Below are 16,031 nucleotides of genomic sequence, written 5' to 3' on the forward strand. Positions count from 1 at the left end.
TCAACCAATATGTGTTAAAACAATTGGCATCAACAAACTTGGCACACTATTGAGTTCTCAAACAACAGGCGCTTCCAGCTTCAGCGACCCGCTCCGCGGGCCGTTTCGCTCTGGAGCAACTTCTCCATCCTAGACCATCCGTTTCGACCGTGTCAACTCCGTGTCCGAAGCATTCACCGTCCGTTCACATGGCCGGGCTAGAAAACCTTACCACGCGATCCGACAATGTCAACTCCGCTTCCGCGGGGCCAGACACTCACCGGACCATCCACATGGAAGGCCTCGAAAAGCCTACCACATGATTCCCGGCTGTCAAACCAGATCATCTTCTTCAGGAATCCGACCCGCATCACTGCCAGCCGCGCACCCGGTGAGCACCACCCGCCCTGGACCTGCCATTCTCGGCATGAATCCGCGGATTCTGTGTTCTTCACCCCGCCTCCCGGTCACCCGGTCGGCGTCTTGAGCACGAGATGGAACTCTACACACGAACCCCACCGAACACAAAATCAAGGGTGACACCCGGCGGCCACGCATGAAAAAGGGCCCCGTTTTCCGCAGAATCCTGCGGAGAACGGGGCCCTGTGCTCCTCCCGTGGGCGGTTCCTCCGCCGTCGCCGCCCGTCGTGTCCTCGGTCACTTCTGGCGAGCCGGTGGACACCGGTGGTCTGCGGCTGCGGTCAGCCCTCCCCCAGGTCTGCGCCCGCCATGTTCTTCTTGCCCCGGCGCACCAGCAGGTGCCGGCCGGCGAAGGCGTCGACTCGGGTGAACACCTGGTCGGCATCCGTCACCCGCACGTTGTTCACCGACGCGCCGCCGTCGCGCACCGTCCGACGCGCCTCGGAGCGCGAGGCGACCAGCCCGGTGGAGACCAGCAGCTCGACCGCGGTCACGGTGCCCGGCTTCCCCTCCCACTGGGTCCGGTCGGCCTGCGGCAGCTCGGCCAGCACGGCGGTCAGCGTGTCCGGATCCACGGTGGTGAGGTCGCCGCCTCCGAACACGGCCTGGGAGGCCTCGATGACCTTCGTCGTCGTCTCCTCTCCATGGGCCAGCGCGGTGACCTCCCACGCGAGGCGCTTCTGAGCCTCCCGGCGGAACGGCTCGTCGGCCACCTTCTGCGCGTACTCCTCGATCTCCGCGCGGGTCAGGAACGTGAAGACCTTGAGTCGGTCGACGACGTCCGCGTCCGCCGTGTTGAGCCAGAACTGGTAGAAGGCGTACGGGGAGCACATCTCCGCGTCGAGCCAGACGGCGTTGCCCTCGGACTTGCCGAACTTGGTGCCGTCCGCGTTCGTGATCAGCGGCGTGCCCAGCGCATGGGCGTGGGTCCCCTCCACCTTGCGGATCAGCTCGGTGCCGGCGGTGAGGTTGCCCCACTGGTCGGAGCCGCCGGTCTGGAGGGTCACGCCGTGCCGGCGGTGCAGCTCGAGGAAGTCGTTGCCCTGCAGCACCTGGTAGGAGAACTCCGTGTAGGAGATGCCCTCATCAGAGTTCAGGCGCTTGGCCACGATCTCCTTCTTCACCATGGTGCCGACGCGGAAGTTCTTGCCGATGTCCCGCAGGAAGTCCAGCGCGCTCATGCCCGCGGTCCAGTCCAGGTTGTTGACCATGGTCGCCGCGTTCTCCCCCTCGAAGGAGAGGTACGGCTCGATCTGCGCGCGCAGGGACTCCACCCACGCCGCCACGGTCTCCTGCGAGTTCAGAACGCGCTCCGAGGTCTGCCGCGGGTCGCCGATGAGGCCGGTGGCGCCGCCCACGAGGGCGTACGGGCGGTGGCCGGCGAGCTGCAGGCGGCGCAGGGTGAGCAGCTGGACCAGGTGTCCCAGGTGGAGGGACGGAGCGGTCGGGTCGAAGCCGCAGTAATACGAGACGGGCTCCCCGGCCAGCGCCTGCTCCAGCGCGGCCTCGTCCGTCGAGACGTGCACGAGCCCGCGCCAGCGCAGCTCCTGCCAGACGTTCTCGAAGCTCGGGTCGTTCGCCTGTGCGCGCAGTCGGGCCGCGCGCTCCTCGTTCTGGGGTGCCATAGCCCCCAGCCTAGCGACGCGCCCGCGCGCCTCCGCGACGCCGCGCACGTGCGACGTCGCCCGCGGGGCTCACTCCGGGACGTCCGCCAGCCCGGCCGGCAGCGCGGCCGCGTCCGTCCCGGCGACGACGGACAGCGACTGGGTGGCGCGGGTCATCGCCACGTACAGATCGCCCACCACGCCGCGCGCGTCGGCCACGATCCGCTCGGGCGAGACGAGGACGACGGTGTCGAACTCCAGTCCCTTGGTCTCCCACGGGGTGGCAACGACGATCTCGACGCCGGGCAGCGGCGCGGTGTCCACGGCCGCCTCTCCCCACCGCTCCCGGAGGACCGTGAGCAGCTCCCCCGTCCGCCCGGCGGGGGCGATCACGGCGGTCAGTGCCTCGGGCACGCGGCCCCGCTCGGCCTCGACCGCCTCGAGGGCCAGGGCCGCGACGTCACCGCCCGGCTCCGTCACCAGGCGCGGGCGATGGTCGCCCTCGCGCACGGCACGCGGATGGGAGACCTCGAGCCCGGCCGCGCGCGCGACCTGCGCGGCCCAGCGCATCACGCGCGCCGGCGAGCGGTAGTTCACGGTCAGCTCCTCCAGGCGCCAGCGGTCCCCGAACTCCGGGGCGAGGACGGACGCCCACGAGCCGGCCGCGTCGCGACGGGAGGACTGCGCGATGTCGCCCACGATGGTGAACGACTTCATCGGGCAGCGGCGCGCCAGCAGGCGCCACTGCATCGGAGAGAGCTCCTGGGCCTCGTCCACCACCACGTGCCCGTACGTCCAGGTGCGGTCGTGGGCCGCGGTCTCGGCGGTGGTCCGTCGCACCCCGCGCGCCTCGTTGGCCGCGGCCAGCTGCTCGGCGTCCACGACGCCGTCGACGCCCAGGTCCGCGAGCGTCTGGTGCATGTTCTCCAGGGACGCCCGGGCGTTCTCGAGGTTGCGCTCGTGCTGGGCCGCGGACTCGCCGCCCCGGCCCGGGGTCTCGAGGCGTCCGAGCAGCTCGGCCGCCTCGTCCAGCAGGGGCACGTCGGCCTCGGTCCAGGGGGCGCCGGCCGGCCTCAGGAGCGCGCCGACCTCGACGTCGGACAGCCACGGGGCCGCCGCCCGGAGCAGGTCCTCCCGGGTGAGGAGGTCGCCGATGAGCTTCTCCGGCGTCAGCGGCATCCAGCAGAGGTTGAGCGCGATGCGCACGTCGCGCGAGGTGCGCACGTCCTCGAGCAGGAGGTCACGCTGCACCGGGGTGCCCGAGGACTTCTCCAGCTTCTTGCGCAGCTTCTCCGCGAGCTCGCGGACGAGGATCTTCACGAACGTCACCCGGGCCTCGTTGTGGGGCTTGCGGGTGGCCCGTGCCTTGTCCCGGGCGCGCCGGACCATGGCCGGCTTGAGCTTGACGGCCGTGCCGTCGATCATCAGGCGCCGCGGCTCGACGAGCAGGCGCTGGCGCTGCGCGACCGCGTGGGCGACGGCGTCCACCATGTCCAGCCGGCCCTTCACCGCCGCCGCGTCGAGGTCCCGCTCCGGGACGGCCCGCACGCCCGGCATCAGCGTACCCAGCGAGGACATCACGACACCCGTCTCGCCCAGCGAGGGCAGCACCCGCTCGATGTACCGCATGAACGCGGTCGAGGGGCCGACGATCAGCACGCCCGAGCGGGCGAGGCGCTCCCGGTGGGTGTACAGCAGGTAGGCGGCGCGGTGCAGGGCGACGGCGGTCTTCCCCGTGCCGGGCCCGCCCTGCACCACGACCGCCCCGGGCAGGGGCGCGCGGATCACCTCGTCCTGCTCCGCCTGGATCGTGGCGACGATGTCCCCCATCCGTCCCGTGCGTCGGGCGGTGACGGCGGCCAGCAGCGCACCCTGGGCATCGGCGCGCACGCCGTCCCCGCCCAGCAGCGTCGGGTCCAGGATGTCGTCCTCGAGGTCGCGCACCTCGCGCCCCCGCAGCATCAGGTGACGACGACGGCGCACGCGGCCCCGGTGGGCCGCCGTCGCCTGGTAGAAGGCGCCGGCCTCGGCCGCGCGCCAGTCGACGAGGAGGCGCTCGTGGTCCTCGGTGGTGAGGCCGATGCGCCCGATGTACCGCTGCTCGTCGGCCCCACCCTCCCGCTCGGCGTCGAGGTCGAGCCGGCCGAAGACGAGGCGGTCGTCCACGGCGTAGAGCTGGGCGAGTCGGTCCTCGTAGAGGCTGGCGAAGGCGTCGCGCTCGGAGTGGTTCTGCAGCGACCCCTGCGGGCCGGTCCGGCGCACGGCCGCGAGCTGGCGCTCCTTCTCCTCACGCAGGGCGTCGAGGCGGGCGTACCGCTCGGCGACCCGACCCCGCTCGAGGTCGAGCTCGGACTGGCGGACGGACACGGTATCGGTCATCGGGGGCCCTCGCGGTGCGGTGAGGGGCGGACCATGCTGCGGCCCGCCCGGCGGAAAAGTGACCACCCATGCTACGCCGACCGCGGTGAACGGCGGGTGACGCGGCGGTGCCCTGCCGGGCACCGCCGCGTCCGGCCCGGCCGCCGCCGACTCGGCCGGGCGACCGCGTCAGCGGGCGTCGACGACGGAGCCCGGCGTGTCGGCCCAGCGGCGCAGCGGTTCCAGGGCGTCCTCGAGCGCCCCGATCTGCGCCGCGACGGCCGTCGGTGCGGTCCCGCCCTGGGCGTCGCGAGAGGCGAGCGAGCCCTCCGTGCTGAGCACCTCGCGGACCTGCGGGGTCAGCGCCGGCGAGATGGCGGCGTACTCCTCGTCCGTGAGGTCCCACAGCTCCACGCCCCGGGCCTCGGCCGCCTTCACGGCCTCGCCGGACAGCTCGTGGGCCTCGCGGAACGGGACCCCCTGGCGGACGAGCCACTCGGCGACGTCGGTGGCCAGCGCGAAGCCCTGCGGGGCCAGCTCCGCCATGCGCTCCGTCTGGAACTCGAGGGTGGCGATCATCCCGGAGACGGCGGGCAGCAGCAGCTCGAGGGTGTCCGCGGCGTCGAAGACGGGCTCCTTGTCCTCCTGCAGGTCGCGGTTGTAGGCCAGCGGCATGCCCTTGAGCGTGGCCAGCAGCCCCGTGAGGTCGCCGATGAGGCGGCCGGACTTGCCGCGGGCCAGCTCGGCGACGTCCGGGTTCTTCTTCTGCGGCATGATCGAGGACCCTGTGGAGTACGCGTCGTGCAGCGTCACGAAGCCCGCCTCCTTGGTGGCCCAGAAGATGACCTCCTCCGAGATGCGGGACAGGTCGACGCCGACCATCGCGGCGACCCACGCGAACTCCGCGTACACGTCGCGGGCGGCGGTGCCGTCGATCGAGTTCCACACGGCCGACTCGAAGCCGAGCTCGGTGGCCACGGCGTTCGGGTCCAGACCCAGGGAGGAGCCTGCCAGGGCCCCGGAGCCGTACGGCGAGACGGCCGCGCGCGCGTCCCAGTCCACGAGCCGCTGCAGGTCCCGCGCGAACGCCCAGGCGTGCGCGAGCAGGTGGTGCGAGAGCAGGACGGGCTGCGCGTGCTGCAGGTGGGTGCGGCCCGGCATCGGCGCGTGCGGGTGCGCCCGCGCCTGATCGAGCAGCGCGTCCACCGTGGCGATCACGCCCCGCGCGATGATGCGGGCGTGGTCGCGCAGGAACATCCGGCCGAGGGTGGCGACCTGGTCGTTGCGGGATCGGCCGGCCCGCAGGCGGCCGCCGAGCTCGGGACCGGCCCGCTCGATGAGGCCGCGCTCGAGCGAGCCGTGCACGTCCTCATCGGACGCCGCCGGGGTGTAGGCACCGGAACGCACGTCCGCCTCGAGACGGTCGAGGGCCGCGATCATCCCGTCCAGGTCGTCCGCACTGAGCAGACCGGCGGTGTGCAGCACCCGGGCGTGGGCACGGGAACCCGCGATGTCATAGGGCGCCAGGCGCCAGTCGAAGTGCGTGGACTTGCTGAGCGCGGCGAGCGCCTCGGAAGGGCCGCCGGCGAAGCGGCCGCCCCACAGGGCGCCCTCGTTGGTCCCGTGGCGGGCATCGGTGTTCTCGGTCATCGAAGGTCTCCTCGAGGTCGGTGACAGGCCGACGGCGGCCGGCCCGGTCGCGGGCGGGCCGCCGTCGTGCACGGGGCGTGCGGGGTCAGTCGTTGGACAGGCGGGCGACGTCCTGGAGGTCGTCGCTGCCGCGCAGGCGCTGCTCGCGCTCGGAGGCCGTCTTCGCGGACAGGCCGAAGATGTCGATGAACCCGCGGGCCGAGGACTGGTCGAACGAGTCGCCCTCGTCGTATGTGGCGAGGTTGAAGTCGTACAGGCCGGTCTCGGACCGGCGACCCTGCACCGTGGCGCGGCCACCGTGGAGCTCCAGGCGGATCTCACCGTTGACGTGCTCCTGGGTCGCGTCGATGAACGTGTCCAGGTTCCGCTTCAGCGGGGAGTACCACTGGCCGTCGTAGACCAGCTCGGTCCACCGCTGGTCCACATGCTTCTTGAAGCGCGCCTGTTCACGCTCCAGGGTGACGTTCTCGAGCTCACGGTGGGCCGCGATCAGCGCCATGGCCCCCGGTGCCTCGTAGATCTCGCGGGACTTGATGCCCACGAGGCGGTCCTCGACGATGTCGATCCGGCCCACGCCCTGGGCACCGGCCCGGCGGTTGAGCTCCTCGATGATCTCCAGCGGGCTCAGCGCGCGACCGTCGAGGGCCGTGGGGACGCCGCGCTCGAAGGCGATCGTGACCACGTCCGGCGCCGGCGGGAAGGCGGGGTCGTCCGTGTAGTCGTAGACGTCCTTCGTGGGGCCGTTCCAGATGTCCTCGAGGAAGCCGGTCTCGACGGCGCGGCCCCACACGTTCTGGTCGATCGAGAACGGGTTCTTCTTGGTGGTGACGATCGGCAGGTCGTTGCGCTCGGCGTACTCGATGGCCTTCTCACGGGTCAGGGCGAGGTCGCGCACCGGCGCGATGCACTTCAGGTCGGGGCCGAGGGTCTGGATGGAGACCTCGAAGCGGACCTGGTCGTTGCCCTTGCCGGTGCAGCCGTGCGCCACCGTCGAGGCGCCGAACTGGCGGGCCGCCGCGACCAGGTGGCGGGAGATCACCGGGCGCGAGATCGCGGAGACCAGCGGGTAGGCGTCCATGTAGAGGGCGTTGGCCTTGAGCGTGGGCATGCAGTACTGCTCGGCGAACTCGTCACGCGCGTCGGCGACGTAGGCCTCGACGGCGCCGCAGTCCAGGGCGCGCTGGCGGATCGTCTCGAGGGACTCGCCCCCCTGGCCCACGTCGACCGCGACGGCGACGACCTCGGCGCCCGTGGCCTCGGCGATCCAGCCGATGGCCACGGAGGTGTCCAGGCCGCCCGAGTAGGCAAGGATGATGCGTTCCTTCACGTTTTCTCCTCTTTATATAGGGGGGTCTCCGAGCGCGGCACGTGGCCGTCGGAGGCGTGCTCGGCGACGATCCTACCCGGGTCTTGAATAAATATGCAACTGACGGAATATCAGCTCCTGATGGATCCTGCGCAGCCCCTCTGCGCCCACCGCGGCGGCCACCCGCAACCATGGCCCCGCGCTCGAAGTTCGGGTCGAACGCGACGCCGGTCACGGCTTCGACCGTCGATCGTGACCTTCGCCCACGCCCCTGTGACGGAGGTTGTCCACACTGTCCAATCAGACGCCCTAAGATCCAATGCGGGCAGTGGCGTGCATTTCGTCCACGTACTCCCGCCTCAGGGAGCGATTCGTCACCTGATCTCAAATGTGAGACGGACGGGCAAGAATTCGTCGACCCATGATTTGACGCGAGGGGGGCTCCCGTCGTTGACTCTTCCGTAGCCGATTCGTGATCGAACCGTGATCTGACCGAGAGGTCGGGGACGGGGAGGCCACGACATCGAACCCCCTCCGACGGTCGCCCGCTGCTGGGTCGTCTCGAACCGACGGAGGGCATGACCCGACCAAGGAGAAGGACGACCCCGGTGTGCCTCGGCCACCGATCAGCGAGGACTCGCCATGGACACCATGACTCTCTTCACCACTTCCGCCACCCGCTCCCGCCGTGCCACCGCCTCGATCGTTGCGGGCATGACCCTCGCCGGCGCCGCCGCCGTGGGCTTCTCCGCCCTGGCCCAGGCCGCCACCGTGGACACCTGGGACCGCCTCGCCGAGTGCGAGTCCAACGGCACCTGGGACATCAACACCGGCAACGGCTTCTACGGCGGCGTGCAGTTCACCCTGTCCTCCTGGCAGGCCGTCGGCGGCGAGGGCTACCCGCACCAGGCCTCCAAGGCCGAGCAGATCAAGCGCGCCGAGATCCTCCAGGACCTGCAGGGCTGGGGCGCCTGGCCGCTGTGCTCGCAGAAGCTGGGCCTGACCCAGGCTGACGCGGACGCCGGTGACGTGGACGCCGGTGACGTGGACGCCACCGAGGCCGCCCCGGTCGCCGTGGAGCGCACCGCCACCGTGCAGCGCCAGTCCGCCGCCGACGAGGCTGCTGCTGAGCAGGCCGCTGCTGAGCAGGCTGCTGCCGACCAGGCCGCCGCCGAGCGCTGGGCCGCCGAGCAGGCTGCTGCCGACCAGGCCGCCGCCGAGCGCTGGGCCGCCGAGCAGGCTGCTGCCGAGCAGGCCGCCGCCGACAAGGCCGCTGCCCAGCGTGCCGCCGCCGCGGAGAAGGCTGCCGCTCAGAAGGCTGCCGCCGCGGAGAAGGCCGCCGCTCAGAAGGCTGCCGCCGCTGAGCAGGCCGCTGCCGCGGAGCAGGCCGTCGTCGCCGAGGCCGAGACCATCGTCGTCAAGTCCGGTGACTCCCTCTGGAAGCTCGCCAACGAGTACGAGGTGGAGGGTGGCTGGACCGCCCTCTACGAGGCCAACAAGGGCGCCGTCTCCGACGCCGCCGTGATCTACGTCGGCCAGGAGCTCGTCCTGCCGCAGGCCTGAGACGCCTGACCGGTCCCCCGGACCGGTACCACACGAGGAAGGCCCCCGCCGTCGGCGGGGGCCTTCCTCGTGCCTGGTGCCCGTCACCCGCGCGGGCGGGGCCGGACGGGTCGGTTAGCCCGCCAGACCCAGCAGGTGGGCCGCGACGGCCGGGGCGGACGTGGTCCCCGTGGTGATGAGGAGGATGGTGTCGTCGCCGGCGATCGTGCCCATCACGTGCTCCACGCGCGCCTGGTCGATCACGCTGGCCAGGAACTGCGCCGCGCCCGGGGGCGTGCGCAGGACCACGAGGTTCGCGGTGGGCTCGGCGGAGACGAGCAGCTCGCGGGCCATGCTCGCCAGGCGATTCAGCTGCGCGTCCGAGCCGCGGCCCGGCACGGCGGCGTCGTCGCCCTCCGCCGGAAGGGCGTAGACCATGCCGGCCGGCCCGCGCGTCCGCACCGCGCCGAGGTCCACCAGGTCCCGCGAGAGCGTGCCCTGGGTGACGGACAGCCCGCGATCGCCCAGGGCGTCCGAGAGTTCGGCCTGGGAGCGGATGCCCCGGGTGGCCAGGATCTCCCGGATCGCGGCCTGACGGGCGATCTTCGTCGTGGGGGCGGCCATCAGCGCGGCTCCTCGGCCAGGCCGGAGCGGTACAGCAGCCAGGCGATGAGCGCCTTCTGCGCGTGCAGCCGGTTCTCGGCCTCGTCGAACACCACGGACCGCGGCCCGTCGATCACCTCGGCCGTGACCTCGTAGCCCCGGTACGCGGGCAGGCAGTGCAGGAAGATCGCGTCGTCGGCCGCCCGCGCCATCGCGGCGGCGTCCACCTGGTAGTCCCGGAACAGCGCCAGGCGGGCCTCCTTCTCCTCCTCCTGGCCCATGGACACCCACGTGTCGGTCACGACGACGTCCGCGCCCGCCAGGGCCTCGGCCGCGTCCGTCGTGACGAGGACGGAACCGCCCGTCTCCGCCGCCCGCCGTCGGGCGGCGGCCACGACGTCCTCGGCAGGCAGGTGCCCCTCGGGGCCGGCGACCCGCACGTGCATGCCGGCCGTCGCGCAGCCGAGCAGATACGAGTGGGCCATGTTGTTCGCCGCGTCCCCCAGATACGTCAGAGTGCGGCCCGCCGTGCCGCCGAGGTGCTCGCGCACCGTCAGCAGGTCGGCGAGGATCTGACAGGGGTGGTAGTCGTCGCTGAGCGCATTGACCACGGGCACCGAGGAATGGGCGGCCATCTCCTCGAGACCGGCCTGCGCGAACGTGCGCCAGACGATGACGCCGACCATCCGCTCCAGCACGCGGGCCGTGTCCGCCACGGACTCCTTGTGGCCCAGCTGCGACTCCCCCGGGTTCACGATCAAGGGCGTCCCGCCGAGCTCGGCGATGCCGGCCGCGAACGAGACGCGGGTGCGCGTGGAGGTCTTGTCGAAGAACACGATGCCGGTCCGGGGCCCGGCCAGCGGGCGGTGCCGGAACCGGTCGGCCTTCATCTGCGCGGCGAGGTCGAGCACCTCGGCCTGCTCGGCCGGGGTGAGGTCCGTGTCCACCAGGAAGTGGCGGACGGCGGTGGCGGGGGTCATGGGCGGTCTCCTTCGGCGGGGGTCAGGGCGGCGGCCACGAGCCCGGGCAGGGCGGCGGCGAAGCGCTCGAGCTCGGCCACGGGCACGGTGAGCGGCGGGGCCAGGCGCAGGGTGGACGGGCCGGTGGCGTTGAGGATCCAGCCCGCCTCGAGGCCGGCGGCGACGACGGCGGGGGCCAGCCCGCCGGCCGGGACCGGTCCCGCGGGGTCGGCCAGGTCGACGCCGATCCACAGGCCGTGACCGCGCACCGCGGCCACCTCGGGCAGGTCCTCCAGCAGGGCGGCCACGGCCTCGCCCGCGGCGCGGACGTGGCCGAGCAGGCCCTCGTCCTCGACGGTCTGGAGCACGGCCAGGCCCGCGGCGGTGGCCAGGGGGTTGCCGCCGAACGTGGTGCCGTGCTGGCCGGCGGTGAGCAGCCCGGAGACGGCGGGGCCGACGCACACGAGCGCCCCGATCGGCACGCCGCCGCCCAGTCCCTTCGCCAGGGTGAAGGCGTCGGGCACCACCGGCTCTGCCGCACCGGTGACGGCCGGGTTCTGGAAGCCGAACCACGTGCCGGTGCGGCCCACGCCGGACTGCACCTCGTCGAGGATCATCAGGGCGCCGGCCTCGCGGGTCGCGGCCCGCACCTCGGCCAGGTAGCCGGCCGGCCAGCCGTGCACGCCGGCCTCGCCCTGGACCGGCTCGAGGATGACGGCGGCGACGGTGGCGCCGTCGTCGTCCGGGGCCAGGGCCGCCCGCAGGGCTGCGGCGTCCCCGCCCGGCACGTGCTCCACGCCGCCGGGCAGCGGCTCGAAGGGCGCCCGGTAGGCCTCCTTGTGCGTGAGCGCGAGGGCGCCCATCGTGCGGCCGTGGAAGGCCCGCTCGAGCGCGATCACCCGCGTCCGGCGGCCGGACGGGTCGTCCGCACCGTGGCGGCGGGCGAGCTTGAACGCGGCCTCGTTGGCCTCCGTGCCGGAGTTCGCGAAGAACACGGTGGAGCCCGCGGGCACGCCGGCCAGTTCCAGCAGGCGCTCGGCCAGGCGGATCTGCGGCTCGGACGTGAAGAGGTTGGACACGTGGCCGAGCGTGGCGATCTGCTCGGACACGGCCCGCACCAGCGCCGGGTGGCCGTGGCCGAGCGCATTCACGGCGATGCCGGCCAGCAGGTCCGTGTAGCGCCGGCCGTCGGCGTCCCACACGTGGACCCCCTCGCCGCGCACGAGCACGCGGGTGGGGCGGCCGAAGACGCCGGTCAGGGCGGCGTGGTAGCGCTCCAGCAGCGCGGACTGGTCGGTGCTCATGCGTCCTCCTCGGGGGTGGTCGGGGCGGTGGGTTCGGCGTCGGGCACCACCTGGGTGCCGACGCCCGCGGAGGTGAAGACCTCCAGCAGCATCGAGTGGGGGCGGCGGCCGTCCACGACGTGGGCGCGCTGCACGCCGGCGTCGACGGCCGCCAGGCACGCGGCCATCTTCGGGATCATCCCGGAGGCCAGGGAGGGCAGCAGCGCACGCAGCTGGGCGGCGGTGAGCGAGCTGATGAGGGAGTCCCGGTCCGGCCAGTCCGCGTAGAGGCCCTCGACGTCGGTGAGCAGCACGAGCTTCGCGGCGCCGAGGGCGGCGGCCAGGGCCGCGGCGGCGGTGTCCGCATTGACGTTGAGGACCTGCCCGGTGGGCTGGCCGTCGTCGTCGATCTCGGGGGCGACCGACGAGACCACGGGGATCCGCCCGGACTCGATCACGTCGAGGATCGCGGTCGGGTCGACGCCGGTGACCTCGCCCACGAGGCCGAGGTCCACCTCCTGCCCGTCCACGACGGCGCCCGTGCGGCGGGCGCGCAGCAGCCCCGCGTCCTCGCCGGAGAAGCCGACGGCGTACGGGCCGTGGGAGTTCACGAGGCCGACCAGCTCGCGGCCCACCTGTCCCGTGAGCACCATGCGGACCACGTCCATGGCCTCCTCGGTGGTCACGCGCAGGCCGCCGCGGAACTCGGACGCGATGCCGAGGCGGTCGAGCATCGCGTTGATCTGCGGGCCGCCGCCGTGCACCACCACGGGGTGGACCCCCACGTGGTGCAGGAACACGATGTCCTCGGCGAACGCCCGGCGCAGCTCCTCCGACACCATGGCGTTGCCGCCGTACTTGACGACCATGACGGTGCCGGCGAACCGCCGGATCCAGGGCAGGGCCTCGACGAGGACCTCCGCCTTGGACTCGGCGCGGTCGAGCCGGTCCGCGGTGGACAGGACGGGTGCGGCCGCCGTGGCCGGGTCGGTGTGCGGGCTCATGCTGGGGGTCCTCACGTGGAGTAGGCGGAGTTCTCGTGGACGTAGTCGTGCGTCAGGTCGTTGGTCCAGACCGTGGCCTCGGCGTCGCCGGCGTGCAGGTCGACCTCGACGAGCACCTCGCGGGCCGTCAGGTCCACGCGGGAGCGGTCCTCCCCCACACCGGAGGCGCGGCACACCTGGACGCCGTTGAAGCGCACGTCGAGGGCGTACGGGTCGAAGGCGGCGACCGACTCCGGGACCGTGCCGACGGCGGCGATCACGCGTCCCCAGTTCGGGTCCTGGCCGAAGATCGCGGTCTTGAACAGGTTGGAGCGGCCGACGGCGCGGGCGACGGCCTCGGCCGCTTCCTCGGTCTCGGCGTGGACCACGCGCACGGCGATGTCGTGCCGGGCGCCCTCGGCGTCGGCGACGAGCTGGCGGGACAGGTCCGCGCAGACCTCGTGGAGGGCCGCGGCGAACGCCTCGGGCTCGGGCGCGGTCCCGGACGCGCCCGAGGCCAGCAGGATCACGGTGTCGTTGGTGGACATGCACCCGTCCGAGTCGACCCGGTTGAAGGTGGCGCGCACGGCCTCGCGCAGGGCCGCGTCGAGGGCGGGGGCGGGGACGTCGGCGTCCGTGGTGATGACGCTGAGCATGGTGGCCATGCCGGGTGCCAGCATGCCCGCCCCCTTGGCCATGCCGCCCACGGTGAAGCCCGCGCCGCGGGCCACGGCGGTCTTGGCCACGGTGTCCGTGGTCTTGATCGCGACGGCGGCGTCCTCGCCGCCGTCCGGACTGAGGGCGGCGACCGCCTCGGACACGCCCGCGGTGAGGGTGTCCATCGGCAGGCGTTCGCCGATGAGGCCGGTCGAGCAGACGAGCACGTCGTCGGCGGCGGTCGCGAGGGCCGCGGCCGCGTGCTCGGCGGTGCGACGGGCGTCCGCGAGGCCCTCGGCGCCGGTGGCCGCGTTCGCCCCGCCGGAGTTCAGGACGACCGCGGTCGCGCGGCCGTCCCGCACGGCGCGGCGGGTCCAGACCACGGGGGCGGCCGCCACCCGGTTCTCGGTGAGGACGGCGGCCGCCGCGCGGCGCGGGCCCTCGTTGACGACGACGGCGACGTCGGGCGTGCCCGAGGCCTTCAGCCCCGCGGTGACGCCGGCCGCCCGGAACCCCTGTGCCGCGGTGACGCTCACGGTGCGACCCCCTGCTGTTCGAGCCCCGCCTGCTCCGGCAGGCCCAGGGCGATGTTCATGGACTGCACGGCGCCGCCGGCCGTGCCCTTGGTGAGGTTGTCGAGCGCCGCGCAGACGATCACGCGGCCGGCCCGCTCGTCCACGGCGAGCTGCAGCTGCACGTGGTTGGAGCCGAGGACCGCCTTCGTGGTGGGCCACTGGCCCTCGGGCAGCAGGTGCACGAAGCGTTCGCCGCCGTAGGCCTCGGCCCATGCGTCGCGCACGTCCGCGGCGGCGACGCCGGGGCGCAGCCGCGCCGTGGCCGTCGCGAGGATGCCGCGCGACATCGGCGCGAGCGTGGGCGTGAAGGAGACGCGGACCGGCTCGCCGGCCGCCTGGGCCAGGCCCTGCTCGATCTCCGGGGTGTGCCGGTGCCCGCCGCCGACGCCGTACGGGCTCATCCCTCCCATGACCTCGGCGCCGAGCAGGTGCGGCTTGAGCGCCTTGCCCGCCCCGGAGGTGCCCGAGGCGGCGACGATCACCACGTCCTGCGGCTCGAGCAGCCCCGCGGCGAAGCCGGGCGCGAGGGCGAGGATCGAGGTGGTCGGGTAGCACCCGGGGACGGCGATGCGGCGGGTGCCGGCGAGTCGCTCACGCTGACCGGGCAGCTCGGGCAGGCCGTAGGGCCAGGTCCCGGCGTGCGCGGTGCCGTAGAAGGCCTCCCAGTCTGCGGCGGACTCGAGGCGGTGGTCGGCGCCCGCGTCGATCACCAGGGTGTCCGGGGATCGCTCTGCGATCTCGGCCGCCAGCGCCCCGGAGGCCCCGTGGGGCAGCGCGAGGATCACGACGTCGTGGCCGGCGAGGACCTCCGCGGTGGTCTCGGCGAGGACGCGGTCCGCCAGGGCGTGCAGGTGCGGCTGGAGAGCGCCGAGGCGCTCCCCCGCGTTCGAGTGGGCCGTGATGGCTCCGACGGTGACGGACGGGTGGCCGGCGAGCAGGCGCAGGGCCTCTCCCCCGGCGTAGCCGCTGGCTCCGGAGACGGCGACGGTGTGGGTCATGGCTTCATCCTAGCGCAGATATGCGTTGCACCGAATATCTATGCGGCGCCTCGGGTCCCTCGGGCCGGGCCGGATGGCCCGGCCCGCTCCTAGAGTGGGGCCATGACCACTGCGAACACCCCCGCCGTCCCCCGCACCCACCACGCCGTCGTCGTGTCCGCCACGGGCGGCCCCGAGGTCCTGCAGTGGACCGAGACGGAGGTGCCCTCCCCCGCGCCGGGGCACGTGCTGGTGCGCACCGCCGCGGCGGGCCTGAACTTCATCGAGACGTACCAGCGCTCCGGGGTCTACACGATGGACCTGCCCTTCACCCCCGGTACGGAGGGCTCCGGCGAGGTCGTCGCGCTCGGCGAGGGCGTGGACGCCGGGCTCCTGGGGGCCCGTGTCGCCACCGCGACGGCCACCGGTGCGTACGCCGAGCACTTCACCGCCCCCGCGGATCGTCTCCTCACCGTCCCGGAGGGCATCGACCTGGCCGAGGCCGCCGCCCTTCCGCTGCAGGGCATGACGGCCCACTACCTCTGCCGGTCCACCTTCCCGGTGGAGGAGGGCCACACGGTGGTCGTGACGGCCGGTGCCGGCGGGGTGGGGCTCCTGCTCACCCAGCTCGCGACGGCCCGCGGCGCCCGCGTGGTCACCACGGCGTCCACGGAGGAGAAGCGGGAGCTGTCCCGGGGCGCGGGCGCCGTCGCCGCGGTGGACTATCCGGACCTCGCCGCCACGGTGGCGGAGCTGACCGACGGCGAGGGCGCGCACGCCGTGTACGACGGCGTGGGGAAGGACACCTTCGACACCTCGCTCGAGGTGCTGCGCGTGCGCGGCACACTCGTGCTCTTCGGCGGGGCCTCCGGGCAGGTGCCCCCCTTCGACCTGCAGCGGCTCAACGCGGCCGGCTCGCTGTACGTCACCCGGCCCTCGCTGGTGCACTACACGCGCACGGGCGAGGAGACCCGCTGGCGTGGTGGAGAGGTGTTCGGGGCGTGGGCCTCCGGCGAGCTCGACGTACGGATCGGCGAGCGCTTCCCGCTGGCGGACGCGGCCGCCGCGCACGCCGCACTCGAGTCCCGGTCGACGACGGGCAAGGTGCTGCTCACCCTGTCCTGAGCCGGACCCG

12 protein-coding genes are annotated in these 16,031 nt (G+C 73.2%); 2 read left to right on the plus strand and 10 right to left on the minus strand.

Translation table 11 applies throughout. The features are described 5' to 3' along the window. Positions 1 to 680: 680 nt before the first annotated feature. From tyrS to AUV08_RS01380, 4 genes are all read right to left on the minus strand, one after another. Positions 681 to 2,024 (minus strand): tyrosine--tRNA ligase, encoded by a 1,344-nt coding sequence (tyrS, locus tag AUV08_RS01365; RefSeq protein ID WP_061866984.1) that lies wholly within the window; start codon positions 2,022 to 2,024, stop codon positions 681 to 683. A 69-nt stretch (positions 2,025 to 2,093) separates the two neighbouring features. Next, positions 2,094 to 4,382, minus strand: a complete 2,289-nt coding sequence (locus tag AUV08_RS01370) for a UvrD-helicase domain-containing protein (protein ID WP_061866985.1) — start codon at positions 4,380 to 4,382, stop codon at positions 2,094 to 2,096. A 168-nt stretch (positions 4,383 to 4,550) separates the two neighbouring features. Then, positions 4,551 to 6,011 carry an argininosuccinate lyase gene (gene argH / locus AUV08_RS01375; RefSeq protein ID WP_061866986.1) on the minus strand — a complete coding sequence of 487 codons (1,461 nt, stop codon included), beginning with the start codon at positions 6,009 to 6,011 and terminating at the stop codon, positions 4,551 to 4,553. An 85-nt stretch (positions 6,012 to 6,096) separates the two neighbouring features. Next, positions 6,097 to 7,338: an argininosuccinate synthase gene (locus AUV08_RS01380; protein WP_060775414.1), complete on the minus strand. Its 1,242-nt coding sequence runs from the start codon at positions 7,336 to 7,338 to the stop codon at positions 6,097 to 6,099. 621 nt (positions 7,339 to 7,959) lie between these two features. On the opposite strand from AUV08_RS01380, the gene rpf reads away from it, so the two are divergent. After that, positions 7,960 to 8,880, plus strand: coding sequence for a resuscitation-promoting factor Rpf (gene rpf, locus AUV08_RS01385; RefSeq protein ID WP_061866987.1), 921 nt, complete (start codon positions 7,960 to 7,962; stop codon positions 8,878 to 8,880). Between the two features lie 114 nt (positions 8,881 to 8,994). Here rpf and argR read toward each other — a convergent pair whose 3' ends face one another. From argR to argC, 6 genes are read right to left on the minus strand one after another with little or no spacing between them, the layout of a single operon-like run. Then, positions 8,995 to 9,483 carry an arginine repressor gene (gene argR / locus AUV08_RS01390; RefSeq protein WP_036337506.1) on the minus strand — a complete coding sequence of 163 codons (489 nt, stop codon included), beginning with the start codon at positions 9,481 to 9,483 and terminating at the stop codon, positions 8,995 to 8,997. Beyond that, positions 9,483 to 10,442, minus strand: coding sequence for an ornithine carbamoyltransferase (gene argF / locus AUV08_RS01395; RefSeq protein WP_041104176.1), 960 nt, complete (start codon positions 10,440 to 10,442; stop codon positions 9,483 to 9,485). The genes argR and argF overlap by 1 nt, the downstream gene beginning before the upstream one ends. Continuing rightward, positions 10,439 to 11,725, minus strand: a complete 1,287-nt coding sequence (locus AUV08_RS01400) for an acetylornithine transaminase (protein WP_061866988.1) — start codon at positions 11,723 to 11,725, stop codon at positions 10,439 to 10,441. Before AUV08_RS01400 ends, argF begins: the two co-directional genes overlap by 4 nt. Further along, positions 11,722 to 12,708 (minus strand): acetylglutamate kinase, encoded by a 987-nt coding sequence (gene argB / locus AUV08_RS01405; protein ID WP_196296765.1) that lies wholly within the window; start codon positions 12,706 to 12,708, stop codon positions 11,722 to 11,724. The genes AUV08_RS01400 and argB overlap by 4 nt, the downstream gene beginning before the upstream one ends. Positions 12,709 to 12,719: 11 nt before the next feature. Further along, complete coding sequence (argJ, locus tag AUV08_RS01410) at positions 12,720 to 13,880, minus strand: bifunctional glutamate N-acetyltransferase/amino-acid acetyltransferase ArgJ (RefSeq protein WP_041104181.1); 1,161 nt, start codon at positions 13,878 to 13,880, stop codon at positions 12,720 to 12,722. Continuing rightward, positions 13,877 to 14,917, minus strand: a complete 1,041-nt coding sequence (gene argC / locus AUV08_RS01415; protein WP_061866989.1) for an N-acetyl-gamma-glutamyl-phosphate reductase — start codon at positions 14,915 to 14,917, stop codon at positions 13,877 to 13,879. Before argC ends, argJ begins: the two co-directional genes overlap by 4 nt. Positions 14,918 to 15,019: 102 nt before the next feature. On the opposite strand from argC, the gene AUV08_RS01420 reads away from it, so the two are divergent. Beyond that, positions 15,020 to 16,021 carry a quinone oxidoreductase gene (locus tag AUV08_RS01420; RefSeq protein ID WP_041104185.1) on the plus strand — a complete coding sequence of 334 codons (1,002 nt, stop codon included), beginning with the start codon at positions 15,020 to 15,022 and terminating at the stop codon, positions 16,019 to 16,021. Positions 16,022 to 16,031 lie beyond the last annotated feature (10 nt).

This window comes from Micrococcus sp. CH7, assembly GCF_001595485.1.
Lineage (GTDB): Bacteria > Actinomycetota > Actinomycetes > Actinomycetales > Micrococcaceae > Micrococcus > Micrococcus luteus.

What these genes read in the sequence shown, in the direction of transcription:
- argR (WP_036337506.1), bottom strand. Translation starts at nt 9,483, where the DNA reads ATGGCCGCCCCCACGACGAAGATCGCCCGTCAGGCCGCGATCCGGGAG.
- argB (WP_196296765.1), bottom strand. Translation starts at nt 12,708, where the DNA reads ATGAGCCCGCACACCGACCCGGCCACGGCGGCCGCACCCGTCCTGTCC.
- argH (WP_061866986.1), bottom strand. Translation starts at nt 6,011, where the DNA reads ATGACCGAGAACACCGATGCCCGCCACGGGACCAACGAGGGCGCCCTG.
- rpf (WP_061866987.1), top strand. Translation starts at nt 7,960, where the DNA reads ATGGACACCATGACTCTCTTCACCACTTCCGCCACCCGCTCCCGCCGT.
- tyrS (WP_061866984.1), bottom strand. Translation starts at nt 2,024, where the DNA reads ATGGCACCCCAGAACGAGGAGCGCGCGGCCCGACTGCGCGCACAGGCG.
- AUV08_RS01370 (WP_061866985.1), bottom strand. Translation starts at nt 4,382, where the DNA reads ATGACCGATACCGTGTCCGTCCGCCAGTCCGAGCTCGACCTCGAGCGG.
- argC (WP_061866989.1), bottom strand. Translation starts at nt 14,917, where the DNA reads ATGACCCACACCGTCGCCGTCTCCGGAGCCAGCGGCTACGCCGGGGGA.
- argF (WP_041104176.1), bottom strand. Translation starts at nt 10,442, where the DNA reads ATGACCCCCGCCACCGCCGTCCGCCACTTCCTGGTGGACACGGACCTC.
- AUV08_RS01400 (WP_061866988.1), bottom strand. Translation starts at nt 11,725, where the DNA reads ATGAGCACCGACCAGTCCGCGCTGCTGGAGCGCTACCACGCCGCCCTG.
- AUV08_RS01420 (WP_041104185.1), top strand. Translation starts at nt 15,020, where the DNA reads ATGACCACTGCGAACACCCCCGCCGTCCCCCGCACCCACCACGCCGTC.